This window comes from Elusimicrobiota bacterium, assembly GCA_028718185.1.
In the GTDB taxonomy this organism is placed as follows: domain Bacteria; phylum Elusimicrobiota; class UBA8919; order UBA8919; family UBA8919; genus JAQUMH01.
In genome coordinates this window covers 219,599-246,452 of sequence record JAQUMH010000002.1, presented here as the reverse complement: position 1 = coordinate 246,452, position 26,854 = coordinate 219,599, and the positions used below count along the sequence as shown (strand labels likewise).

Genomic DNA, 26,854 nt, shown 5'->3' with positions numbered 1-26,854 from the left:
ATAGCAGAGCTAACGTTCTGCGGCTACAATATCAATTGGTTTGTAGCTGCCCGCCAACGATTCAGTGGAGGGCCTAACTTGAAGTAAAAAATGGGAGGAGACAATGAAATTAACAAAGAGCAGTCTTGGAAAATTGGATAAAGAATATGCCGGGTATCTGGAAGGTAAGAAATTAGACAGTTTTTTCAATGAGTTTGGAATAGATTTTGCTGCCGGTCACTGGTCTGCCGGTGGGTTTGCCGATAGGTTTGCACCTGGCGGATACAATCCCGGTCTTGATGAGAGTATCATTGCCCAGATTGAACGGGTTGCAAAAGCAGGAATCAAAGGAATAGAATTTCACGAAGCGCTTTTTATTGATAAGAACTACAAGAAAGATAAAAGCAAGATTGACAAAATAAAAGAATCCTTGGCAAAAAATAAAGTTGAACCTACAAATATGAATACCAATCTTTTTGGTGACCCAAAATGGAAACTGGGTGGTATCACCAATGTTAACAAATCAATCCGCGAAGATGCATTAGCAGTTGCGTTACAAGGTGTGGAAATAGCAAAAGAGGTTGGCTGTAAGAGCGTTGCTTTATGGCCCGGTTCAGACGGTTGGGACTACAATTTTGAAGTGAATTATGGTGTTATATTAGATAGATTTATTGAAGGGTGTATTGCTATAAATAAGAAAACTAAGGAATTAGGTCTCAAGTTTGGTATAGAAGCTAAATTGCACGAACCAAGGGAAGGCAATATGGTAGTTCCTACGACACATTTGGCAATATTAATTGCAAAAGAAGTCAACGAAGAATGTGGCGAAACCAATATGGGAGTTGCTATTGACTACGGTCATGAACAGATGTATGCGGTCGAACCTGCATCTATGCTTTATGCTGCCAAAAGATTTGGTGTGCCTGTAGTTAATTTACATGTGAATAACGCTAAACTCCATTCAAATGATGAAGATAGGATAGCAGGGACAGGAGATATATGGCGATTAGCTGATTTTTGTTATGCTGCAATTGATACCGGTTATAACGGCTGGATTGGAGAAGACCAGTTCACGTATCGTACTGACGCGGTAAAATCAATGTTGCTATCCAGAGAATTTTTTGGTAATATAATGAAAAAGTCGCTAATGATTTACGCGATAAAAGATAAACTCGAAAAAGCACAATCAACAGGTGATGCCATAGAAACCATAGAAGTTGTCAAAAAATATATAATCGGATAATTATATAAGTGATATGCTCCCTTAAATTCTTTCTTCTCCCCTCGGGGGAGAAGATGAAAGATGAGGGGGATTTGACAGTTCTGTATTGTTACAGGGGGTTATATAAAAGCCGCGATATTACGGGGTATAAAAAATATTAATATTGAAGATGTCCAAGTTCCAAGTATCAAACCGGAAGAAGCGTTAGTAAAGATTAAATCAGTCGGTGTTTGCGGGTCAGATGTACATTATTATCTTCACGGTAAAATAGGCAACCAGATTGTTAAAGGTCCGCATATACTCGGTCATGAAGTATCAGGTGAGGTTGTTAAAGTCGGTAAGAATGTAAAAAATATTACTCCCGGTATGCGGGTAGCAGTAGAGCCGGGCATTCCATGCGGTAAATGTGAATATTGTAAATCAGGACGTTATAACATCTGTCCTGATATATTGTTTTTAGGCACTCCGCCGGTTAGTGGTGCATATCGTGAATATCTTGCGTATCCTGCCGAGCTTCTCTTTCCTATACCGGGTTCAATGAGTTTTGCCGAAGGTGCATTGATAGAAACATTATCAGTAGGAATGTATGCTGTAGAATTGTCAGAATTGAAAAAAACTGATAGCGTAGCTGTACTTGGTTGTGGTCCCGTAGGATTAACTACTTTAAAATCAGTAGTGGCAGCGGGTGTCCAAAATATATTTATTACTGATTTAATTGAAGAACGGCTCAATTTTGCAAGAAAATATAAAAATGTTGTTGCAATAAACGCATCACAAAAAAACCCTGTTGAAGTAATAAAAGAATTGACCAAGAATCGCGGGGTAGATATAGTTTTTGAAGCGACTGGTGCTGCAGATACATTTCGGCAGTCTATAGAAATTGTCAGGATAGGTGGCAAAGTAATATGGATAGGTATTCCTAAAGAGGATTATATATCTATTGAAGGGCATATTGCAAGACGGAAAGAAGTGGTTATTAAATTAGTCCGCAGGTTTAAAAATCAATATAAAAAAGCAATCCAAGCAGTAAAATCCGGAAAAATTGTTGTTAAAGATATGATAACCCATAATTTCAAACTGGACGACATTAATAAATCGTTTGAACTGGTTGAAAAATACGCAGATGGAGTAATGAAAGCCATAATAAATATGTAGATATAGCAGGAAATCCGCAGGCAAAAAAACATAATGTCATAACATTATGTTTTTTTACGTCCGCCTTAGGCTGTGTCACAATTGTAGTAGCACGCCCTTGGCGTGCCTAACTTGTTTTCTATCTTCTTACCTTGTTTTTCCTTCACTAATTTTATATAATCAAAACTATGACGGAACATAAATCAGATTTTCTAATTATTGGTTCGGGAATCGCCGGACTTTCACTTGCGCTCCGGCTTTCAAAATACGGCTCAGTATTTATTGTTACAAAAAGACTTATATTTGAGTCAAATACAATTGAAGCACAGGGCGGAATTGCTTCTGTCTGCCAAAAAAATGATTCTTTTCAAAAACATATAGATGATACACTTTCTTCTGGTGACGGGCTTTGTAATGAAAAAGTTGTTGAATTAGTTGTAAAACAAGCACCGGACCGCGTTGAAGAATTAAGAAAGTGGGGTGTAAAATTTGATAAAGATACCGGGCTGGAAGGTGGGCATTCAAGAAGGAGGGTTTTACATTCCGGTGATAACACGGGAAAAGTAATTGAAACAGCAATTGTTAATAAAGTTAAAAAAGGAAAAAACATAAAAATATTTGAGAATTATGCAGCAGTTAATTTAATCAAAAAAAACAACAAATGCTGGGGTGCATATATTTTAAATAAGAACAAAGGTAAAGTTGAAACGTTTTTAGCGAGAACGACAATTTTAGCGACAGGCGGTACAGGCAAAGTTTATCTTTATACCTCTAATCCTGATGTCGCTACCGGTGACGGTATTGCTATGGCTTATCGTATCGGATGTAAAGTGTCAAACCTTGAATTCATGCAGTTCCACCCTACCTGTCTTTATCATCCTGAAGCAAAATCTTTCCTGATATCCGAGGCACTCCGTGGTGAAGGTGCCATTTTGATTGATTCAAAAGGCAACCGCTTTATGGAGAAGTATCATGCCAAAAAAGAGCTTGCTCTACGTGATATAGTTGCAAGGTCAATTGACTCCGAATTAAAAAAATCCGGTGCTGACTGCGCCTATTTGGATATTTCTTTCAAACCTGCTAATTTTATCAGAAAAAGATTTCCTAGTATTTATAAAAAGTGTCTTTCTTTCGGCATTGATATTACAAAAAGACCTATACCTGTTGTCCCGGCAGCTCATTACATGTGTGGCGGAATTGTAACAGATATTCATGGAAGAACGAATATCCCCGGACTATATGCTATAGGTGAAGTCGCCTGCACGGGATTGCACGGTGCAAACCGTCTTGCCTCAAACTCGCTTTTAGAAGGAATAGTTTTTTCTTATCAAGCAGCAAAAAAAATTATTGAAGAAAGCTGTGTGGGAAAAAACAATCATAATTTTCCGAAAGTAGAACCGTGGAAAATAGGGCATGCCACACATTCGGATGAAGCGATAGTTATTTCTCATAACTGGGATGAAATAAGACGGCTTATGTGGAACTATGTCGGCATCGTTCGTTCAAACAAGCGGTTAGAACGTGCACTTGCCAGAATAGAGAACCTAAAAAAGGAAATAAACCAATACTATTGGGATTTTATCATCACTCAGGATTTAATTGAACTAAGAAACATAGCAATAGTTTCAGAACTCATAATAAAGTCAGCAATTGCCCGCAAAGAATCACGTGGTCTACATTACAACATAGATTATCCAAAAAAACTTTCAAATCCAAGAGACACAGTTTTGTAAAATCAGGGACGGTTCTGGTTTTTATGCAATAAGTTTGATTGTGTTATTTAATACAATTATGACAATAAGCGAAATAGTAAATAAAAAAGAGTGGGTAATTCACAATTCAAGGCCTGACCCCTTTACTTTTTATTTTTGCCAGCTTATCTTCTCAAGTCTTGAGTATTAAAACTATTAGACGGTTCAACTGGTTTCTAAAGGCTATAGAATATTATGAATATCTATGGATATGATATAGATAAACAAGATTTGCCTACTGTTTTAACAAAACCAAAATATTCTCTATTTTTTATAATAAGTATTTTAGTAATATTAATATTTGAAATCGTAATAAGTTTTTCTGTTAATTGTTTAATAGTTAATTCGTATCATTTTATATTTTTGGTTTTAATTGATATTTTAGTTGGAGTAACAATATCTTTGTTCCTTACTAGAAACGACTTAAAAGGGACTGTAATTAAAATAACAAAAATAAGACAAAAACACGATAAGCATTTTAGTGAACTATCAGGATTAGGAATATACAAAAGGTTATGGTATCTTAGTGGTTCAGGATATAAGTTAATTACTTTTTGTTGTTTAGTTTTATTGTTACTACAAGTTCTAATTTATACAGTAAAATTGCCTATACAAATATCTGAATATGGTTATGAATATGAAATTGCGAGATATGGGCGTGTACTTCAGACATTTTTGTTTTCATTAATACTTGGACTAGAAATTAGATATTTTATTTTTACAAAAAAATATCAATAAATGATAATAAAGAGGGAGAAGGGGACAATGGAGTTTAAATGGTTCACTTATGATACATAGTTGCCAAGGGTGATTGTTACAGTAATGTTTTGGAGGGAAACTAAATATGATTAATGAAAAATTTTTTCAGAAATTAAAAGAAGACCACCGGAAGGCGTCAAATGAAAGAATGCAAATTATCGGCATATCTAATGATACGCTACATAATGCCAAGAGAATAATTTTTACCCTGCATCGCGGGGAAACCGGCGAAGCAAAAAAGAAACTTCTTGAGATAGAACAGGTTCTGCGGCAACTGGAAAAGAAATTCGGTTTTGAACGGATTTCAGAAGAAGGCAGTTACAGGGCTGCTGTTGAAGAGTACGTGGAAGCGAAAATGTTTTATTTTGTTATGGTGAATAAGAAAATAGACAGGATTAAGGAAATTAATTTAAACTATGGTTCTTATCTGGGAGGACTTTGTGATTTAACCGGCGAACTGGTACGCAGGGCTGTTAACGAAGCTGCTGCCGGTAATTTGGACGAAGTACCCAAAATGAAAAAAATTATCAATGATATTATGGCAGAGTTAATTGAATTTGACATGACCGGTTATTTGCGTACTAAATATGACCAGGCAAAACATAATTTAGGAAGAATAGAACAAATAGATTACGAAAAAGCAACAAGAAGACCTGTTTGACATAAACGGGGACGGTTCTGGTTGTGACAGTGTAAGTTTATTTTCACATTTCAATTAAGTATAGAATGATTTTTTAGGAAGGAGGATATATGCCATTAATAATTATAATAGTTATAGGTGTTATAATTTGGCTTATTATTACTATAAGTACTTCTTCAACAAATGCCCGCGAGGCTTTAACTAAAATTGAATTATTAGAAAAAAATATTAAAGAATTACGTAGTACGGTTATTTTATTATGGAATAAACTCAACCCTCAGGATGTAAATAAACCGTTCATGGATGGGGAAGAAAAAGTAGCCATACCTGATTATATCGCTATTCCGGAAGGATCCATAGGATTAAATACTGAAACAGAAAGTATCCCATGTCTAAAATGCGGAAGCATGAATAGTGTAGATGCACTTCATTGTATGAACTGTGGTACTCCGACAAACACTCCTCTTGAAGAAAAAGAAGATATCCCAATAATTCATCCTGAAACTGCTGTTCAATCATTATCTATCCCAAAGATAGATTGGGAAAAATTCATGGGTATAAAATTGTTTGCATGGCTTGGAGGTTTTGCTTTTTTTCTTGGTATATCATTTTTTGTAAAATATTCAATAGAACATAATTTAATTAGTCCGCTTGTACGGGTTATGATAAGCTTCATTTTTGGAATATGTTGTATTGTCAGTGGGTTACTACTTAGGAAGAAAGGATATTCTGTAACTGTACAGGCTTTATGTGCCAGCGGTGTTGCAGTTCTATATGCTGATATTTTTGCGGCTTGCACTTATTATCATTTTATTTCTTCAGGTGTGTCTTTCTTACTGATGATTTTAGTTACTATCACTTCGTTTCTTTTGGCGGTTAGATTAGATTCACAATATGTTGCAATATTAGGGATGATAGGTGGTTTTCTTACTCCGCCGCTTCTATCTACAGGTATAGATAGACCCTTAGGTTTGTTTACTTATATTACCATTCTTGATGTCGGTTTAATTGCAGTTGCTTTGCAAAAAAGGTGGGGATTTTTAGTAAGCATGGCAGCTGTAGGGACTCTCATTATAGAAACGGGATGGGTTGTAAAGTTTTTCAATTCTTACAAAGTCAACACAGGTATTACAGTTTTTCTTTTATTTTCAGCACTTTTCATCATTGCTTTTAAAATATCCGAAAAAATTAGAAGAGAAGATAAATGGATAAATTTACCGGCATCATTCGTCCCGTTATTATCCATGGTATTTGCTATGTATCTATTGTCTTTTCAGGAATTGGGAACTCGTCCCGGTTTGGTTCTTTCTTTTCTGTTTTTGCTTCAGTTAGGCATTAGTTATCTTGCAGTTTGCCGTGATGACTTTCGTCCTACACATCTTTATGCCAGTATTTTTTCTTTTATAATTCTTTTAGTTTGGACTAATAGATATCTTACATTAACGCTTTTACCGTGGGGTTTAGCATTCTATTTAATTTTTGCAGTACTACATTCTCTTTTACCGATTGTTTTACAAAAAATACGACCAACGACTTCAATGCCTAAATGGTGTTATTTGTTTCCGTCACTGATGTTGATTCTTGTAATGTTCCCATTGATTAAAGAACCGGTGACTTCAATAATCATATGGCCATTTGTTTTTTTAATAAGTGCAGTTGCAGTTATGTCTGCTATGATTATGGCAATAGCATGGGTTAGTGGTATAGTATTGATATTAACAATGGTTGCACTCGGAATCTGGACTTCTAAATTGCAGGATATATCCAATATTTCGGAGTGGCTGGTATTGGTAACATTTTTTATACTTGCTTTTTTTGCATGGGGTTTATACATAGCCCGAAAGAAACCAATTAAACAGGAAGAAAAAGAAAATAAGTCATTATGGGAAATAAAACCTGAGCAAATTGCTCAACTCTCTTCGCTATCAGCAATTCTCCCGTTTGTTTTGGTATCTATAGCGATAACCCATCTTAAAATATATAATCCTTCTCCTATATTTGGTTTAGTTGTTCTGCTTATTATTTTACTTTTAGGGTTAGTAAGATATCGTGATACTGAATCTGTAGGTGTAATTGCTATGTTGTGCACTGTAATGGTTCAATATATATGGCATACTTTGTATTTTAATCCGCAGAATCCAACAGTTGCTTTGATATGGTATTTTACATTTTACTGTATTTTTACAGCTTTTCCTTTCATCTTTATGAGACAAATGAGCGATAGAATAATCCCGTGGGCTGTATCTGCATTTGTTGGTCCGCTCCAATTTTATCTAATACATAAAGTTATCACGCTTTCTATGGGAACTGAATATATAGGAATATTACCTGCCATATTCGCCGTTCTGTCACTTTTATGTTTATTTTATATAATAAAATATACTCCTTTAGAAAATCCTATCCGTATGTCACAATTAGCTCTATTTGCAGGAGTATCGCTATTTTTTATTACACTGATTTTCCCTTTACAATTTGAAAAACAATGGATAACAATTGGTTGGGCTTTGGAAGGGATAGCACTTTTATGGCTTTTGCGACGCATTCCGCACCAGGGTCTTAAAATCTGGGGTGTAGGATTATTGATAATTGCTTTTGTTAGATTAGCATTAAATAAATCTGTTTTTTTATATCATCCACGGGAAATATTGCAAATTTTCAATTGGTATTTATATGCTTATGGTATTGTTACTTTATGTCTATTTGTTGGCGCGAGATTTATTTATAAATTAGGTGACCAGATAATGGAATATAAAATGACACCTGTTTTAAATTCATTAGGAACCATACTTGCATTTTTGTTATTAAATATTGAAATTGCAGATTATTTTAGTACGGGTAGTACCATAACTTTCCAGTTCTCCGGTGATTTGGCAAGAGATATGACTTATTCATTAGGTTGGACTATCTTTGCGTTAGTAATGCTTATTATTGGTATCAATAAGAAAAACCAGGCTGCACGAATCGGCAGTTTGGGTCTTTTTTCGGTTACGATTATTAAAGTATTTTTACATGACCTTTGGCGTTTGGGTCAGTTGTATAGAGTAGGCTCGATTATTGGTCTTGCAATCACGCTTACCCTTGTATCATTTCTTTACCAGCGATATCTTTCACCAAAAGTAAAGGAGGATTCTAAAAATGTTTAAAAAAGTATTTTGTATTGTTTTTATATTTTTCGGATTCACTGTTTATGGAGGTGCGATTGAAGTTCCGGTTGATTGGCAATATTTCAAAAATATCAACATTGAAAATATAGGATTAGTATCGGTAAAAATACCATTTGAAACTATAAATGTTTCAAGAGAAAATCTTGAAGATATAAGAATTTATGATGCTGTCGGAGGCGAGGTCCCTTATTCTATTAGCATACCAGCCAGAATAGAGGAGACTGAACAGCCATTACGCGATTATAAAGTTACGGTAAATGAGAATAGTACAGAACTTATTTCAAAAACCGGTATATCTGAACAAATCGATTCAATTGCTATTATAACACCAGCCAGCGGATTTTTAAAGTCTGTATCTGTATTCAGTTCTTCAGACCAAAATGAATGGAATTGTATAGCAAAAGATAAGCCAATATTCAGGCAATCTTATAACGTGGAGAATATTCATATAGAGTTTACAAAGGGTTCTTATAAATATTTAAAAGTTATTTTGAATGATAAACGTAAAGATGCTATTCCGATAACCGGCTTATCGGTTCGTACTGTTTCCCAGGAATCGGTTTATCCTGATGATGAAATTAAGATTGATGCTATTGAGAGAAGTGAGACCCCAAGTCAATCGCGTATAGTTATAAAATTACCGGCAAAGAATTTGCGACTTTCAAAAATAATGATAAATACTGACAATAGTTTATTTACGCGACAAGTCTCAGTTTTAACTCGTGAATATTTGCAAGGTGAAATCAAAGAATCATATATAGAGCAGGGAACAATTTACAGAGTATCTGTTGACGGTCAAAATTCTTTTGAAAAAATAAGTATTCTTGTTTCAGCACAGATAAAAAATAATGAAATTATACTTGTCATCAATAATGGCAATAGTCCTCCATTAAGTATAAAAAAAGTGACAGTGTTTGTGAAACCGGTATTTATTAGATTTTTAACTAAAACTACCGGAACATTCTATGTTTTAACCGGTAATCAGTTAATATCTGCTCCAAAATATGATATTTCTGAATTAAATGAATATCTACAAAAAGCAAAATACACATCTGTGAAAATAGGTCAGATTGTCTTAAATCCAAAATATAAACCTCCTGAAACATTACCGGAACTGAGTGAATTAGGAACTTCTATTGATGTAAGCGATTGGCAATTTAGAAAGATAATGAATATTCCCGAATCAGGAATTCAGAAATTAGAACTTGATTTTGATGTTATAGTTCATGCTGACACTTCAATGAAAGACTTGAGATTAGTAAGAGATGGTAAACAAATCCCGTTTATTATAGAGCGAACAAGCATACTGCGTAGTCTTCAGCCTAATGTAACAAACATACCTAATGATAAAAAATTACCAATAAGTAGCTGGTTGTTAACTCTTCCAAAAAATTCAATTCCTGTAACATATTTATCGTGTAATGTAAATGAATCTATATTCCAGAGGAACATTTCTTTGTATGAAGAAATACTTGATGAGCGAGGTGCAAAAAGTAATCGGTATTTAGGGAATGCAATATGGACAAGAATACCAAATCAGAGTAATACTTCCTTTTCGATTAACTTGAATACCAAACCAATTACAAATAAAATTATTTTGGTGATTCAAAATGGAGATAATCCTCCATTGACGATTAGTAATATTCAGTTCTACTATCTAATTACCAGACTATTATTTAAAGCGACAGCGAATAACAACACTTATTTATATTATGGAAACAAAGACGTTTCAAGTCCTCAATATGACATTGACCTGGTCGCAAACGAAGTTCTTTCCGCTGACAAGAAAATCGCGACATTGAATAAGGAAGAAGCACTTAATCCAAGTACTTGGTGGGAATTGCCGGTATTATCAGGCGCAATGCGGATAGTTTTCTGGATAGTTATGATTATCGTAGTAATTGGTTTGCTTGTTGTTATAATTAAACTTTTGCCAAAAAATTCTTAGCCAAAAAATCTTTTATGAAAAAAGTATATATTTTAACAGTGACTGCCGGTGCAGGGCATTTGCGGGCAGCGGATGCACTGAGAAAAGCGTTTATATCTCTGCATCCGGAATGGGATATTAAACTTATCAATGTCCTGGATTATACTAATCCATGGTTTAAAAAATTCTATGCAAATTCTTACCTTGATGTAGTTAATCAGGTCCCTGAATTCTGGGGTTTGCTTTATGGGAGAATGGACGATAAAAAAGCGGTTGAAAAAACTGCAAAGGCACAGCACCTTTTTAATAAAATTAACACTATCCGCTTTGTAAAATATATTAAGAAATACCCGCCTGATATTGCTATATGTACACATTTCTTACCGGCTGAGATTTTGTCCAGTCGAAAGACCAAACATAAAATAGATTTTCCGTGGGTATGTGTTGTGACTGACTACGAAGCACATATGTTCTGGATATATCCAAATGCTGATTTGTACATAGCAGCGACTGAACATACTAAATTTCAACTTGAGAGAAACGGTATTTCTGCAAAAAAGATTTTACCGGTAGGTATTCCTATAGACCCAATATTTTCACAAAAAAACTCAAAAAATATTTTAATGAAAAAAATCGGACTCCAAAAAAAATTAAAAACGATATTAGTAATGAGCGGTGGTTTTGGTACCGGACCTGTAGAAAGTATATTAAAACAGTTACAAAAAATAAATTTCCCTATACAAATTATAATTGTTACAGGTAGAAACAAACAGCTTGAGGATAAACTTAAATCGGGAAAGTATGCAAAACCTACTAAAGTTTTAGGTTTTGTTAATAATGTTGACGAGCTTCTTTCCGTAACCGATTTGCTTGTTTCAAAGCCCGGCGGACTGACTACTTCTGAAGCACTGGCAAAAGGCGTGCCAATGATTGTTGTTAATCCTACTCCGGGGCAGGAAGAAAGAAATAGTGACTATCTTTTGGAACACGGAGCAGGTATAAGGGTAAATAAAATAGATGACATTGGATTTAGGATTGAATCGATACTTCGTGAAAGGGGTAGATTGAATATAATGAGGTCAAATGCGTTACGGGTTGGTAAACCATTATCTGCAATAAATTCAGCTAAAGAAATTATAAAAAGGTTGTTATGAATAAAAAAAGTATATTGCTTAGTATTTTAATTTTGTACGGTTTTAATAATCTTTCTGCGGAAATGCTGAAACCGGCAAGATTAGTCGCATATGATTCAATATCCATTCCCGGTCAAGAAGTTATTCTCAGTGCAAAGTTAGAAAAGAAAGTTTTGTTTTTCCGACCGGACATAAAAGATGAAAAACTCGCTTTTTATATTGATAACAAAAACATAGGGGAATCTATAACTAATAGTGAAGGTTTTGCTTTCCTGCCGTATATAATCAATAAACCGGGTATATTTGAGTTAAATGTAAAATTATCAACGGCTTCTAATTATATTTCAGGACCGGTATCAGCAAAAATATTTTGTTCTGATAAAAAGAAACCTGCTATGGTTGTTGATATAGACCACACTATTGCTGATGTAAGTTGGTTCGGATATGTAACTAAACCAAATGAAAAAGTTATGCCCCTTAAAAATGCCCCGGAAGTTTTACAAAAGCTTTCCAGAAAATATGATATTGTCTTTGTAACCAAAAGAGAAGAGGTGTTTCTATGGAAGACAGAAGAATGGCTAAAAATGTATAAATTTCCTGATGCCCCTGTGTTCTTTTGGGATTTAGGTGATTATCCTTTAAGTTCTGTGAAATATAAAACAGAAAGAATTAAAAAATTAAAACAAATATGGAAAAATATCTCAATCGGTATTGGCGACAGAGATACTGATATAGAATCATACCTTGCAAACGATATGAAAGTTATTAAGATAGGTAAAGAAAACAAAACTATTCCCAATGTGACATTTGTATCAAATTGGGATGAGATAGAAGATTTATTGCTCGGAAAGTAAAAATAACGAATCTTTTCTTAAAACTTAAGGAGAAAAATTATTTATGCATGAATTAGGGATTGCTAAAAACCTTTTTGATATTGTTTTACAGAAAGCAAAAGAGAATAAACTTAAGAAAATTACAAAAATATCTGTAAAACTTGGTGAGGCCGCAGGAATAGAAATGGATTTTTTAAGACATTCTTTTGTCGACCATTTATTTCCAAATACAATTGCTTCGGGTTGTATCCTGGAAATTGCTGCTGAAAAAGTAAAAGCAAAATGTAAAAAGTGTTCCAAAGAATTTTTACCTGAAAAAAAATACTTCTTGTGCCCGTCCTGCCAAAGCGATAATATTGAAATTATTTTCGGTAAAGAAGTTTATGTTGATTTTATAGAAGGTTGATATAATTTCAAGCCCTGCTTTAGATTTCATCTTAAAACTGATATAATAACACAATTGTCTGACCCCTCATCTTTCATCTTCTCTCCTCGGGGGAGAAGAAAGAGTTGAGGGGAAAATTATGAGATTTTTAGTGGACAGCTTTGATATTTTAAACACACAATATGGAAAGATATAAAATAATTGTTTCCGGTAGAGTTCAAGGCGTGGGATTCAGACCCACGGTTTATCGTTATGCTGTGCAAGAAAACCTTGCAGGGTTTGTTATTAATACAAGCGAGGGTGTAATAATAGAAGTGGAAGGTAATAAGCTGAGTATAAAAATATTTTTAGGGAAATTAAAAAATACCCCGCCAATACAAGCAAGAATCACTAAAATAACGCTTAAGAAGATTATATTACAATATGACAAGAAGTTTGTTATAAAGAAAAGCACTGTTGATAATAAGGCTCTACTGAATATTTCTCCGGATATTGCAATATGTGATGATTGTCTTCACGAATTGTATGATAAAAATAATCATAGGTATCTATATCCATTTATAAATTGCACTAACTGCGGTCCGAGATTTTCTATTATAAAAGATATCCCTTATGACAGAAAAAATACGACAATGCAAAGTTTTAATATGTGCAAAGTATGTGGAAATGATTATGAAAATCCATCTGATAGAAGGTTCCATGCCCAGCCAAATGCCTGTTGGGATTGTGGGCCAAATGTGGAATTAGTCCGAGGTCCGAGGTCCCTGCCCGCCGACGGTTTGGTGGTGGGCGAGGTCCAAGGTCAAGGGTTAAAGGCAATTCAAAAGACTATTGAACTTTTAAAGAAAGGAAAGATTGTTGCGATAAAAGGGATTGGGGGTTTTCATATTGCTTGTGATGCTACTAATAATGATGCTGTCAAAAAACTTCGTATCAGGAAAAGCCGCCCAGATAAACCGTTTGCAGTAATGATGCCTGATATAAAAGCTGTAAAAAAATTCTGTCACGTAAACAAAGCAGAAGAAAAAGTTTTATTGTCTTCCGAACGTCCAATTGTATTATTGAAAAAACGACAAGGAGAGGTAATTTCCGATTTTGTCTCTCCAAACAATAACTCACTTGGCGTTATGCTTCCTTACGCCCCGCTGCATTATCTATTATTTAATTTCCAATTTCCAATTTCCAATTTCTCAGCCCTTGTCATGACCTCCGGCAATAAACAGGATGAACCAATCTGTAAAGACAATAAAGAGGTACTAAAAGAACTTTCCGGAATCTGCGATTATTTTTTATTGCATAACAGGGATATCTTTAACAGGTGTGACGATTCCATTGTCCAAATAGATTGTAAGGGAGAACAAAGAATCATCCGCCGCAGCCGCGGCTACGTCCCAAATCCCATCCCACTTGCCTCGCCGAGCTTTAGTGGCGGGCTTCCCGACGTTCTCGCGACCGGTGCTGAACTAAAAAACACTTTTTGCCTGACACGCGGGAGCGAAGCGTATATTTCACAATACATAGGTGACTTAAAAGACTTAAAAACATACGAGTTTTACAAAGAAGCAATTGAAAATATGAAAAATCTTTTAAAGGTAAATCCAAAAGTTATTGCCTGCGATTTACACCTGGACTATCTTTCCACCCAATACGCCAAAGACCTTCAGACTATGAACTCTAGACCTCGGACCCCGGACCTCGGACCTCGGACTATTTTTATTCAACACCACCACGCTCACATCGCTTCTGTTTGTGCAGAAAATAATATTAATGAAAAAATTATTGGTGTAGCGTATGATGGGACAGGTTATGGGACTGACAACGCTATTTGGGGCGGTGAATTTTTAGTTGTTGATGGTGGAACTTTCGAACGAAAATATCATTTAAAATATATTAAATTGCCTGGCGGTGATGCTGCTGCAAATGAAATATGGCGGACAGGGTTCAGTTATCTGTATTCGATTTTGGGAGAAAAGGCAGTCAGGTTTTACAAGAATAAGAAAATAACAGTTATAAAGAATATGATTGATAAAAATATAAACTCTCCTTTAACATCTTCAATGGGACGGCTTTTTGATGCAGTGGCATCAATAATAAATTTAAGACAAGAAACAACTTACGAAGCTCAGGCGGCAATTGAACTGGAGAATTTAGCGGTTGATGGTTGCAAGGGACCGGTTAAAAGTTATAACTATGAAATTATCGGAGATGAGATTGATGTTAAAAAAATGATAATAGAAATTATTAACGACCTTAAAAAAAAGAAATCCAAAGGAGAGATTTCGTTTAAATTTCATAATACACTTGCAGAAATCATTTTGGACGTATGTCAAAAACTAAGGAAAGAAACTAAAATAAATAAAGTAGCATTAAGCGGCGGTGTTTTTCAAAATATGACATTATTGGGGAAAGCTATTGAATTACTTAAAAATGCCGGGTTCAGTGTTTTTACAAATAAAGAAGTGCCAACCAACGACGGTGGAATTTCTTTGGGTCAGGTTTATGTCTCAAAATTAGCATGTGGGGGTTTACATAGTTAGTTTTATTTACTAAAATAGCACATCTTAACGCAGCTTAAATATTTTTAAAGGAGATATAAAATGTTCAGACCGGAAATTAAAGTAGTAGATTGTACCATTCGTGATGGCGGCTTAATGAACAAATCAAATTTTTCATTTGAAATTGTCAGGAAGGTCTATAAAGCTGTTTGTGATGCTGGTATAGATATTATTGAGTTGGGCTACAGGAATAGTAAAAAAATGTTTTCTGTAAAAGAATATGGACCGTGGCGTTTTTGTGATGAGGAAAATCTTTTAAAAGTAGTTGATGGAATAAAATCAGATAAAACAAAAATAGCGATTATGCAGGATGCCCATAAGGCGGTTCCTGATGATGTTCTTCCTAAATCAGAAAGCGTTGTTGATGTAATCCGCGTCGCAACTTATGTTAAAGACGTTGATAAAGCGATTAAGCTTGCAAACAATGCGACTGATAAAGGATATGAGGCAACAATAAATATTATGTCTATCTCAGTTGCTCTTGAACGGGAGCTCGATGAAGCATTACAGCAGATAGAAGAGGAAACAAAAATATCGGCATGTTATGTAGTAGATAGTTTCGGGGCTCTTTACAGTGAAGATATTGATTTTTATGTAGATAAGTTTAAGAAGTATCTTAAAAATAAAGAGGTCGGTGTCCACTGTCATAATCACCAGCAATTAGGGTTTGCTAATACAATTGCCGGTATTATTCGCGGTGCCAATTATCTGGACGGTACTCTTTATGGTCTTGGGCGTGCTGCCGGGAACTGCCCGCTTGAACTTTTAATAAGTTTTCTGAAAAATCCAAAATTTGATATTCGCCCGCTTCTTGATATTGTAAGTAAAGAGATATTACCGCTTAACAAAGAGATTCAATGGGGATATTCCATACCATATATGATTACCGGTGTTTTAAATCGTCATCCGGACATAGCAATGACTTTAATGGCGATGGATGATAAATCACCTGAAAAAAAAGATTTTCTTAAATTTTATGAAAAGCTCACCGAAGTAGAAATTGAAGATTAAGTAATATATTTGGTCAATTTATGCATTGATCAATATTTGTAGTTGTCGTAGATCCTTGGCGTGCTTACCTTGGGGGTAAATAATGAGCGGGATTTTTGGGGTAGTTTCCAAAGGTGAATGTAAAGAGACTTTGTTTTACGGAACAGATTATCATTCTCACCTGGGAACGGAATATGGAGGAATGGCTGTCTTGGGCGAAAATTTTACCAGACAAATACATAACATAAGCCAGAGTCAGTTTAAATCCAAGTTTCATGAAGATTATAAAAATCTGAAGGGTAACAAAGGTATAGGAGTAATCTCTGCTTTTGATGAACAACCTATTTATTTAAATTCAAAATTTGGCTCATTTTGTATAGTTACTAACGGGTTTTTAGAAAACGCTGAAGAATTATCAAAAAAACTTTTGGCTAAAGGAATAACTTTCAGTGAAGTAAACCGTGGTACTATTAATCTTACTGAATTAGTAGCCAAGATGATAACTGAAGGAAAGAACATTGTGGATGGGATAGAAAAAATGTTTAATGCAATTGACGGTTCCTGTTCCCTTTTATTATTAAATAAAGATGGTGTATATGCCGCCAGAGACAGGTTTGGATATACGCCTCTTATAATCGGTAAGCGAAAAGATGAAATAGCAGTAACTTCTGAAACAGCAGCTTTTCCAAATACCGGATTCAAAATTGAAAAATATATTGAACCTGGGGAGATAGTATTATTAACTGAAAAAGGCATAGTTCAAAAAAAAGAGGGTATCAATCTGAATCAAATATGTACATTCTTGTGGATTTATACCGGTTTTCCTGCTTCAAATTATGAAGGTATTAACACAGAGATAGTACGGGAAAGATGCGGCAGATGTTTAGCAAAAGGTGACCGCGATATAGATGTAGATTTAGTTTCCGGTGTGCCTGATTCCGGTATGGGACATGCAATAGGTTACGCTATGGAGTCTAAAAAACCTTTAAGACGGCCTTTAGTAAAATACACGTCCGGGTATGGCAGAAGTTATACTCCGCCTTCGCAGGAAAAACGTGACCATATAGCGACAATGAAACTTATACCCATAAAGGAAGTAATTAAAGATAACAGGATTGTTGTATGCGAAGATTCAATTGTAAGGGGAACACAATTAAAGAATTCCACCATAAAAAAACTTTGGGAAGCTGGGGCAAAAGAGATTCATGTAAGACCTGCCTGCCCGCCATTGATGTTTCCTTGTAAGTTTAATCTTTCCACGCGGAGTATAGATGAACTTGCAGCACGAAAAGCTATTCACGCTATTGAAGGTAATAAATCCGGGGATATAAAAGAATATACAAATCATAAATCCAAAAAATATAAAAAAATGATAGACTGGATTACTAAGGATTTGGATGCTACTACCTTAAGATATCAAACTATAGATAATTTAGTGAAATCTGTCGGTCTGCCGCGGGAAAAATTGTGTCTTTATTGTTGGACTGGAGAATATTTGGATCCTAAAAGCAAAAAAATCACAAAATCTCATTAAAATGCCGACCTTGCATATTTACCAACAATAAAGAGGGAAAAATAGTTAGTAAAAAACTTGACAAACATATTATTTTTATTATAATCGCAGAAGTAATTGTTTGAAAGATAATTAAAATAAATGCCACGGTAGCTCAGCTGGTAGAGCGAAGGACTGAAAATCCTTGCGTCGGCGGTTCGATTCCGTCCCGTGGCAAATTTACGCTCAGAAATAAATTTTCCAGACACGCTCAGCCGATCGCCCTATCGGCTTCACTCTGTCGTCGCTCCTGGAACGAAAAAGTCGCTCCTCGAGGGTCTGGATAAATTTATTACTTCGCTTTCGATTAGGGTAAAAAAAATTTCTCCATCACTTTGCGATTATTAAAGTAATTTTCCATAATTTATAATAGAAACGAAACAAGGAAATTCTGCAGAGTACTATAAGTAATAGTAAGAAGTAATAGTAAGCGAAGGTAGAAATTTTTCAGAACCTAGATTTGCGACTTTTCCTTCATGGAGCAAATCTCAGAGTGACCACAAGGGAACGTTTCAGAAAAATTTGCTGCCGAGCAGGTTGCCGGCGTAGCTCAGGGGCAGAGCAATGGTTTCGTAAACCATAGGTCGGTGGTTCAATTCCACTCGCCGGCTTATATGATACTTTTTAAATTTTGAGGAATGATTAATACTTATGAACAAAACAATTATTGATGTGTGCCGGAAAATTATGCTTTATTTTACGCCGATTTTTTATCTTCTCATGGCGGATGCTTTTTATTTGAGGACATATGATTCTTGCCAGATAAAAATAACTATTTGTCAGGTAGGCGGCACAATTTTGATGACAGTATTTTTTATAAAGTTAATTGAGAGCTGGAAAAATCCATTTCCAAAAGGTTCTTTTCACTTAATCCTGCCGGTTACCCTTTTTCTGTTATCAGGAACATTATCAGCATCAATTTCACCGCTAAAGAACTGGTTCGTTACATATGACGAGTTTAGCAGAAGAGTTTTTTATATTTTTCTTTTTTATATAATAGTATCAGAATTCAGAAGCGAGAAGCATCAGAGGCGTCTTGTTAACTGGTTTTTGGCTGGTGCTTTTATTGCAGTATTTTATGGAATTATTCAGTTTTTTGATAGATTTTACCCGCCGAATCCCGCTACAGGTTTAGATCCTTTTATATGGAGACAGGCGTTCTCGACAAGGATATTTTCAACTTTTGGTAATCCTAATTTCTATGGTGATTTTTTACTTGTTGTTGCCCCTATAATATTATCTTTTGTATTTGTAAGATTTTCTAAATTTATGATTTTGTTCTATATCTCAACTGTTTTTTGTATTATTTTTACTTATTCCAAAGCTGCATGGATAGCTTATTCTGCCGGAGTAATTGCATTTTCATTTTTTGCAGTTGCATTTTTAGCACACGGGAAAAAAGAGACTATTAGAAAAGTTTTAATTGGAATGTCGTTAGCAGTTTTTACTGCTATGGTGATAGGGGTGCTAATTCTTACTATTGGACGTGTCGATTCAGTAAGGTTCAGGACAGCGACTTGGCTTGGAACCTGGGAAATGTTTAACAGGACTCCACAGCCGGGTTCTTATCTGTATGACCGCTCACCGCTTAAATCAAACAACCCGGTAGAGAGGATAATTCATCCTTTAATAGGGTCGGGTATTGGGACATTCAAGGCAGTGTATCCTGCTTATAGAAGACCGGAAGTAATTCAATTGGAAGGTCGTTCAAATACTGAAAGCGACCATCCGGAAAATGAATTCATTGAATTGCTTTACGATGAAGGTATTATCGGATTTGGAATTTTTGTATTGATTATAATAACGTTTATGACGGCAGCTGTAAACCGGCTTAAAACAGCTCAACCGCAATCAAAGTTTGTAATTCATGGTTTGATTGGTTTTTCTTCCGGTGTTATTTCACAGCTTACCCATAATTTTATGTGTGTAAGCATGAGATTTGTTTCTGAGGGTGTAGTTTTCTGGCTTGCACTTGGAATGATAGGTATACTTTCACTTCCTCAGGTACCCAGCTCAAAGAATATAATTGTTCCGCAAAAACAAAAACCAAAATTTATGAATGTGGTTCAAATAGGTATTTTGCTTCTTTGCATTTATTTTGTAAAATATTTCTGTGGATTTTTCATGGCTGATGTATATCACAATATTGCTATTTTTAATTCAAAAAGAGGCGATTGGTCAGAGGCGCTTCGAAATTATGAGATAGTTTTAAAATACAATCCGGATTATGTAATGACCCATTATTTTATGGGTAATGTATATAACGATAGAGGCGAACCTGGTGATCTTGAAAGAGCAATAAATAAATATAATGATGTACTAAAACTTGCGCCAAATTATGTACAAATTTTCATGCAAATGGGAATGGTTCATTCTAAAATGGGTAAGTGGCAGGATGCCATTGCTGATTATAGAAAATATCAGAAATTAGACCCTGTTTTTGAAAGGTCATATCAATCACTGGGTATGGCATATGCCCAGGTAAAAGACTGGAAAAATGCAGAGGATACATTTAAAAGATTTATTGCCAGAAATGACTGGTTTTATTATTATCTTACTCTAATTACTATGGATATTAACACTTATAATAATTTAGTAAAATATCACATATTAAGACCGGATGCATGGTTAAATCTCGGGAATATTTATTTTGCTCAGAAAAAAGTATTTGCTGCCGAAGCTATGTATAATAAAATACTGAAGGATATTGATCCGAATAATGCCGATGCAATAAGAAATCTTGGCATAATATACGAAAAAACAGGCAGAAATACACAGGCACAAAATCTGTGGAATAAATATTCAAAAAGTAATCCTGCCATTCTTCAGGGAATACCTTCCAAAAAATAATGAAAAGCATATTATATTTTGCTATTGTTGTTTGCCCGCTTATTTTTTTTACAAATGTTACCAGAAATCCTTATGTAATACAAGGAACAATCTTGTATATTTCACTCCTTTTTATCTTTATCCTGTTTCTTATTAATTCTTTTAAAAATAATAAAATTGTTTTTTATCGCACACGATTAGATTTGCCGATTTTAGTGTTTTTAGGTTTTATTATATTTACATTTATAAGAGCGTTTTTCGTAAAATATGAAGTAGCCGGTTTTGGCATAATTCCGGGATATACCAGCGTGGTATGGTCGGAAGGTTTGAGAAATAATCTATACATCCTGATTAATTGTGTTTTAGCATATTATGTGGCAGTAAATATCATAAGAGACGAAAAAACGATAAAAAAAATACTCACCTTATCATATCTTGTTGCATTTATTGCAAGTACATATGCGATTTTACAATATTTTGACATAGAACCTATCTGGCAGCAAATAGTAAATCCATATGGAATAAAAAGATGTGTATCTACGTTTGGCAATCCTGTTTTTATATCCAGCTTTCTTGTTTTAATGATTCCGCTGGCTTTTACGTCATTTATTTTTACTAAATCAGCATATGAAAAATTTTTATATATTATTTTATTAATAGATATGATTTTAGCTCTTTTCTGTACCATGGCAAGGTCATCATGGCTTGGTTTAGGGGCAGCATTTATTATTATTGTATTTTCGTTCAAAGAAAAAATATTAGCTGCCAAAAAATGGTTTTATGGTCTAATTCTGGTTGTTGTTTTAGTTATGTTTATTCCTGTAAGATGGCAAAATGAAACAAAGACATTTGGTTTTTATACAATGGACAGAGTCGCCAGTATATTTAGCATAGAGAAATCAGGTCCTGCAGCATATCAAAGGTTTTTAATATGGCTTTCTGCATGGGATATAGCAAAACAAAATCCTGTTCTCGGATGCGGGTGGGGATTATTTGAGACATTGTTTCCTTTTTATCAGCAGCGTTATTTAATACATCCAATGTTGACACAGAGGACCCATGCTAATAACGCCCATAATGTTTTTCTTGAAAATCTTTCACAAATAGGGATTATCGGACTTGGTATATTTTTGTGGGTTATTTTTTGTATTATTAAATTTGGAATACATCAAATTAAAAATATAAAACTTGATTTTCAGAAAACGATTGCTGTCGGTATTTTTGCCGGAATAATAGGAATGCTTGTTGATAATATAGTAAATGTAACATTATATTTTGTGATACCGGGTTTTTTCTTTTGGATGAATCTTGGTATTTTAGCAGGTTTCGGCACAGCAGAAAAGAAAGTATTAAATCACAATTCTACTACAAAAATATTATCATGGATTTTAATCGGGTTTTTCCTGATATTAGTAAAAATGTATGTTAGTATATTCATTGCAGAGGAAAATTATTTCACCGGTTTCAAACTTTCCAAAAGGTCCAATACTCCTATAGAACAGGCGGTTCCATATTTAGAGAAAGCGTATAAGTTACACCGGTTAGAAGTCAATAATAGTTATGAACTTGCAAATGCTTATGCACGAATGGCTGCGCAATTTCGACAGGCAAATGCAATTTCTCAACTGGACGAGTATCAGAAAAAAGCAATATTTATGTATAACGAAGCAATAGCTGCAAACCCGGGTTATGATGAAATATATTTTAATATGGCAACTATTCATGCCCAGCGGAAAGAGTTTGATATCGCTGTTGAAAATTACAAAAGAGCGATTTTTATAAATCCATTTTCGCTGGATGCAGTTATGGGATTAGGCAATATTTATCTTTTCTCTGAAAAATATGAGCAAGCAAGAAATATTTATCACCGTGCAGTTTTTATCAGCTCTTCAAACAAAGATATCTGGAATAATCTTGGTTATGTAAATATGCGGTTAAACCGTATCGATGAAGCAAGAGAGTGTTATAATAAGGCATTATCTATCGACCCGAATTTTGAACTAGCGAAAAGAAATCTTTCAAATTTATCTATAGCAAAACCTAAAAAATAATTACCCCTCAACTCTTTCTTCTCCCCAAAGGGGAGAAGATGAAAGATGAGGGGGAGAAAATTAAAAAACATTTTGTTCTCTACCTTGTTTTTAATCTATGCAAATAGGAATTATTGGACTTCCCAATGTTGGTAAATCTACCATCTTTAATGCACTGACAAATGCACACGCCGTTGTTGCTGATTATCCTTTCACAACCATAGAACCGAACATAGGAATCGTTGCAGTCCCCGATGAGCACCTCAAAAAATTAGGTGAAATATACAAACCGGAAAAACTCACACCCACAACCATAAGATTTGTTGATATTGCAGGTCTTGTAAAAGGCGCATCAAAAGGAGAAGGGCTTGGGAATAAGTTTTTATCACATATAAGGGAAATGGACGCTGTGGTCCATGTTGTAGGGTGTTTCAGGGAAAATTGTAATCCGTCAGATGAAATTGAAATTATAAAAACAGAACTTTCCATTGCAGATTTAGACGTAGTCGTTAAAAAAATATCTTCCGTTTCACCAAGAGCCAAATGCGGAATTAAAGAAGCAAAAGACGAGCTCGAAGTTCTTTACAAAATAAAAGATTCAATCGATAAAGGCATATCGGTTAATCTTAATTCTTTAATCTTTAATCTTCAATTATTATCTACTATACCTGTTATCTATATTGCAAACGTAAAAGATTCTACTACCTATTCCCTATCTTCTATTCCCTATCAGTTGATTCCAATAAATGCAAAACTTGAAGATGAAATTCAGGAACTTACCGAAGAAGAAAAGAAAGAATTGGAAGTAAAATCTGAACTTGGAAATTTGATTTTAGCAAGTTACAAATTGCTTGATTTAATAACCTTTTATACAACAGTTGGAACAGAAATAAGGGCATGGAACATAAAGAGAGGGACAACAGCTCAAAAAGCCGCCGGCAAGATACACACCGATTTTGAAAAAAAGTTCATAAAAGCAGAAGTCTTCAACTTCTCAGAACTTGAAAAATACGGCTCGGAAAAAGCATTGCAGGAAAAAGGCATCATTCGCCTTGAAGGCAAAGACTATGTAGTTCAAGACGGCGATATAATAAGAATAAAGATTTAATTTGCGACCTTCCCAACAAATCCCAATACTTTCTTGTCATTGCGAACGAAGCGAAGCAATCTAAAAATGTTGTAGAAAATGAAATTACTTTGAGTTGTATAGTGATTTTTCACTTTCTGTTAGAAAATCTATTTGTTTTGAAAATGTAGTTGCTTGCCCTCGGCAAGCAATGTTGTGAAGAAAATAAAAATATAGTTCACTATCAACACAAAATTTATAAAAGTTGTTTGTCTAATAGGTAGAGGGATATTCAAAAAGAAATATGTTTTATCTGTGAAATCAAAAAAGTGCTTGACAAATTTGTTATACTATGTTATACTTATATAGCAAAAGGAGGATTATTATGATATTAACCGCTTTTCGTTTACCGGCATCTTTACTACATGAAGTCAACTCTATATCTAAAAAACTTCAGCGAACTAAGACTTTTATTATAAGGAAAGCGCTGGAAACATATGTCAAAGAATATGCTGATTGTCAGATTGCAATTGACAGGTTAAATGATCCGCAGGATGAAACTATTTCAAGTAAAGAAATGAGAGGTTTAATTGCAAAATAAAATAACATACAAAAAATCAGTTGCTAAAGACTACAAAAATATTGACCATTTTCAGCGAATAAAAATAGCAAAACAAATTGAAGAAGAGTTAACAAAAAATCCTATGTGTGGCAAACGTTTAACCGGTGATTTTGCCGGGTTATATAGTTTAAGAATAGGCGACTACCGGATAATATACACTTTGGGACAGAATGTAGTTTTAATTTTAAGAATCGCTCATCGAAAAGAAGTATATCGTGGATAATTGTCTTAATAATCATGATATAGTCTGTAATTCCTAAAGCCAATTGATAAATTGGCTTTTTTATTTTACAAATAGATAAATTCTGCAATCCTGTCTAAAATTTTACGTAAAATTGAGTTATTATATTGACAGTGAAAATATAATCTTATATAATCGAAACTATCAATACATAGCAAGCTCGTGGTGAGCTTGTCGAACCACAAAACAATGAATAATATTTCAAAATACTTTGAAGCAACCCGGAAGGCGGTTTTCAGGTCAAGCGAAATCCTGAAAAAATACTTTTTGGGAGGATTTAAGGTTAATTATAAAAGTGAAAGGAACCCTGTTACGACTGCAGATAAAAAGTCGGAAAAATTAATAATATCTCTATTGAAAAAGGAATTTCCGGAAGTAGAATTTCTATGCGAGGAAAGCTGCAATAAAAAGAAAAAAAATCATAACGGGCTTCTGTGGATTCTTGACCCGATTGACGGAACAGTAAATTTTATGCACGGGCTCCCGATTTTTTCAATATCCATTGCGCTTTACAACGGGAACGATGCACTGTTCGGTATTGTCTATAATCCTGTTAGTAAAGAGTTTTTTCATGCAATTAAGGGTAAAGGTGCGTATCTTAACGGTAAAAAAATAAATGTTTCAAAAACAAAAGATTTAAAGCACTCGCTGATTGTTACTGGTTTCCCGTATAGTAATTATATGAAAAATCAGGGAAAACTGATTAAAATATTTGGAAAATTCAATGAGCAGGCGGAAGGGGTAAGGCGGCTTGGTTCTGCTGCTCTTGATTTATGTTATGTTGCATGTGGCCGTTTTGAAGGTTTCTGGGAAGAAGGATTGAAACCATGGGATGTCGCTGCGGGAGCACTTATAGTGAAAGAAGCAGGAGGTAACGTCTCGGATTTTTCTGGTAATGGCGGGTATTTATTCGGCGGGTCTCTTTTTGCTTCAAATTCGAAAATTCATAAGAAAGCGTTAGAAATTATAGGAGGAAAAAGATGATTTGTCCAAGTTGCGGTAATGTTACGGAGACAAGTGATAAGTATTGCTATCGTTGCGGTCTTGCAGTAACTCTTAGAAGTCAACAATTATTAAGCGTTGTAGGAACTTTTAGCTGGATTATGCGACGCGCTTTAGGCGGAATGTTTGCAGGAATTATTGGTTGGGTTCTTTCTATCGCTTTAAGCCGTGCAATAGGTTCGTCATCTTCTATTGTGGTTCATTTGGTTGTTGGTGGTGCGATTGGCGGTGCTTTCTTAGGTAATGTCGGCGGTATTATTGAGCATTCATCTTACAAGGCGTTTCTCGGAGGTATTCTTGGATGCATTGGCGGTGTTATTGGCGGCTTAATTAACAGGGTGGTTTACGATGCATTTTCGAGTTATGCGTTTGCTTATTCAATTTCACATTCATTTTCGTGGGCAATTGCCGGCATTTTTATTGGAATGACTAGCGGTATAATAGAAAAAAATAAAAATAAAATACTGGTTGGTATGATTGCGGGTCTTATAGGCGGTGCGATTGGCGGTGGTTTAGGCTCTGAGCTATATGCATCTTTATTGATAGATATAGACAGAACAACCTGGATTTCCGAAAAATTTATTGAAGCGTTAGCAGGTGCTGTTGTCGGTATAAATCTATGGTTTATACTTGGGCTTGTTGAAAAACTTTATATTTTTCACAGAAAACCGTTAGTAGAAGTTACTTTAAAAAATTGTGATATTTGTAATACTCAGAATTCTTTAAGAGCATGGTATTGTAAAACTTGTGGTAAGGCGTTGCAGGTCGCTGCACCGGTTGAGAAATTGAAAATTACACCTTATAGGTCGCTTGAAAGAATATCCAATGCATTCAAATTCTTGTCGTGGTTATCATCTGTTGCCGGGGTAGTTTTGGTTTTGATAATTTTCGTTTTCTTATTATTTAAAAATCCTCTTTTTGCTGTTTTTGTATCAGTTGCATTAGCAATTTTGGTTTACATAATTTCGGTGGTGCTAAACGGTGTTTCTGAAGTCATAGTAAAATTTACTAACTTAAAAGAAAAAGATTAGGTATTCAGT

Annotated in this window: 20 protein-coding genes and 2 tRNA genes; all 22 read left to right on the top strand. The window is 34.7% G+C overall.

The window, feature by feature from the left end; all coding sequences use genetic code 11:
- Positions 1 to 103: 103 nt before the first annotated feature.
- Positions 104 to 1,222, top strand: a complete 1,119-nt coding sequence (locus PHE88_05660) for a TIM barrel protein (protein MDD5687300.1) — start codon at positions 104 to 106, stop codon at positions 1,220 to 1,222.
- Positions 1,223 to 1,387: 165 nt separating this feature from the next.
- Positions 1,388 to 2,356, top strand: a complete 969-nt coding sequence (locus PHE88_05655) for an NAD(P)-dependent alcohol dehydrogenase (GenBank protein ID MDD5687299.1) — start codon at positions 1,388 to 1,390, stop codon at positions 2,354 to 2,356.
- Positions 2,357 to 2,523: 167 nt separating this feature from the next.
- The gene (gene nadB, locus PHE88_05650; protein MDD5687298.1) at positions 2,524 to 4,068 is read left to right on the top strand and encodes an L-aspartate oxidase; all 1,545 of its coding nucleotides are present in this window, start codon (positions 2,524 to 2,526) and stop codon (positions 4,066 to 4,068) included.
- 213 nt (positions 4,069 to 4,281) lie between these two features.
- Positions 4,282 to 4,824 carry a hypothetical protein gene (locus tag PHE88_05645; GenBank protein MDD5687297.1) on the top strand — a complete coding sequence of 181 codons (543 nt, stop codon included), beginning with the start codon at positions 4,282 to 4,284 and terminating at the stop codon, positions 4,822 to 4,824.
- A 106-nt stretch (positions 4,825 to 4,930) separates the two neighbouring features.
- Positions 4,931 to 5,506 (top strand): hypothetical protein, encoded by a 576-nt coding sequence (locus PHE88_05640; GenBank protein ID MDD5687296.1) that lies wholly within the window; start codon positions 4,931 to 4,933, stop codon positions 5,504 to 5,506.
- 89 nt (positions 5,507 to 5,595) lie between these two features.
- Positions 5,596 to 8,628: a DUF2339 domain-containing protein gene (locus tag PHE88_05635; GenBank protein ID MDD5687295.1), complete on the top strand. Its 3,033-nt coding sequence runs from the start codon at positions 5,596 to 5,598 to the stop codon at positions 8,626 to 8,628.
- Positions 8,621 to 10,597 carry a DUF3999 family protein gene (locus PHE88_05630; protein ID MDD5687294.1) on the top strand — a complete coding sequence of 659 codons (1,977 nt, stop codon included), beginning with the start codon at positions 8,621 to 8,623 and terminating at the stop codon, positions 10,595 to 10,597. Before PHE88_05635 ends, PHE88_05630 begins: the two co-directional genes overlap by 8 nt.
- Positions 10,598 to 10,611: 14 nt before the next feature.
- Positions 10,612 to 11,730 carry a glycosyltransferase gene (locus tag PHE88_05625; GenBank protein MDD5687293.1) on the top strand — a complete coding sequence of 373 codons (1,119 nt, stop codon included), beginning with the start codon at positions 10,612 to 10,614 and terminating at the stop codon, positions 11,728 to 11,730.
- Positions 11,727 to 12,563, top strand: a complete 837-nt coding sequence (locus PHE88_05620; protein MDD5687292.1) for an HAD family acid phosphatase — start codon at positions 11,727 to 11,729, stop codon at positions 12,561 to 12,563. Before PHE88_05625 ends, PHE88_05620 begins: the two co-directional genes overlap by 4 nt.
- A 43-nt stretch (positions 12,564 to 12,606) precedes the next feature.
- Positions 12,607 to 12,948 carry a hydrogenase maturation nickel metallochaperone HypA gene (locus tag PHE88_05615; GenBank protein ID MDD5687291.1) on the top strand — a complete coding sequence of 114 codons (342 nt, stop codon included), beginning with the start codon at positions 12,607 to 12,609 and terminating at the stop codon, positions 12,946 to 12,948.
- 161 nt (positions 12,949 to 13,109) lie between these two features.
- Positions 13,110 to 15,464 carry a carbamoyltransferase HypF gene (hypF, locus tag PHE88_05610; protein MDD5687290.1) on the top strand — a complete coding sequence of 785 codons (2,355 nt, stop codon included), beginning with the start codon at positions 13,110 to 13,112 and terminating at the stop codon, positions 15,462 to 15,464.
- A 60-nt stretch (positions 15,465 to 15,524) separates the two neighbouring features.
- Positions 15,525 to 16,493: an aldolase catalytic domain-containing protein gene (locus PHE88_05605; protein ID MDD5687289.1), complete on the top strand. Its 969-nt coding sequence runs from the start codon at positions 15,525 to 15,527 to the stop codon at positions 16,491 to 16,493.
- Between the two features lie 82 nt (positions 16,494 to 16,575).
- A complete protein-coding gene (locus tag PHE88_05600; protein MDD5687288.1) occupies positions 16,576 to 18,006 on the top strand; it encodes an amidophosphoribosyltransferase in 1,431 nt (476 codons plus the stop codon).
- A 122-nt stretch (positions 18,007 to 18,128) separates the two neighbouring features.
- Positions 18,129 to 18,201: transfer RNA gene (locus PHE88_05595), tRNA-Phe, on the top strand.
- Positions 18,202 to 18,563: 362 nt separating this feature from the next.
- Positions 18,564 to 18,635: transfer RNA gene (locus PHE88_05590), tRNA-Thr, on the top strand.
- Between the two features lie 40 nt (positions 18,636 to 18,675).
- Complete coding sequence (locus PHE88_05585) at positions 18,676 to 20,874, top strand: tetratricopeptide repeat protein (protein ID MDD5687287.1); 2,199 nt, start codon at positions 18,676 to 18,678, stop codon at positions 20,872 to 20,874.
- Positions 20,874 to 22,904, top strand: coding sequence for an O-antigen ligase family protein (locus PHE88_05580; protein MDD5687286.1), 2,031 nt, complete (start codon positions 20,874 to 20,876; stop codon positions 22,902 to 22,904). Before PHE88_05585 ends, PHE88_05580 begins: the two co-directional genes overlap by 1 nt.
- Positions 22,905 to 23,001: 97 nt before the next feature.
- Positions 23,002 to 23,991, top strand: a complete 990-nt coding sequence (gene ychF / locus PHE88_05575) for a redox-regulated ATPase YchF (GenBank protein MDD5687285.1) — start codon at positions 23,002 to 23,004, stop codon at positions 23,989 to 23,991.
- A gap of 343 nt (positions 23,992 to 24,334) precedes the next feature.
- Positions 24,335 to 24,550, top strand: a complete 216-nt coding sequence (locus PHE88_05570) for a DNA-binding protein (GenBank protein MDD5687284.1) — start codon at positions 24,335 to 24,337, stop codon at positions 24,548 to 24,550.
- Positions 24,540 to 24,794 (top strand): type II toxin-antitoxin system RelE/ParE family toxin, encoded by a 255-nt coding sequence (locus tag PHE88_05565; GenBank protein ID MDD5687283.1) that lies wholly within the window; start codon positions 24,540 to 24,542, stop codon positions 24,792 to 24,794. Before PHE88_05570 ends, PHE88_05565 begins: the two co-directional genes overlap by 11 nt.
- 207 nt (positions 24,795 to 25,001) lie before the next feature.
- Positions 25,002 to 25,796: an inositol monophosphatase family protein gene (locus PHE88_05560; protein ID MDD5687282.1), complete on the top strand. Its 795-nt coding sequence runs from the start codon at positions 25,002 to 25,004 to the stop codon at positions 25,794 to 25,796.
- On the top strand, positions 25,793 to 26,845 hold the full coding sequence (locus PHE88_05555) for a hypothetical protein (GenBank protein ID MDD5687281.1): 1,053 nt from the start codon (positions 25,793 to 25,795) through the stop codon (positions 26,843 to 26,845). Before PHE88_05560 ends, PHE88_05555 begins: the two co-directional genes overlap by 4 nt.
- Positions 26,846 to 26,854 lie beyond the last annotated feature (9 nt).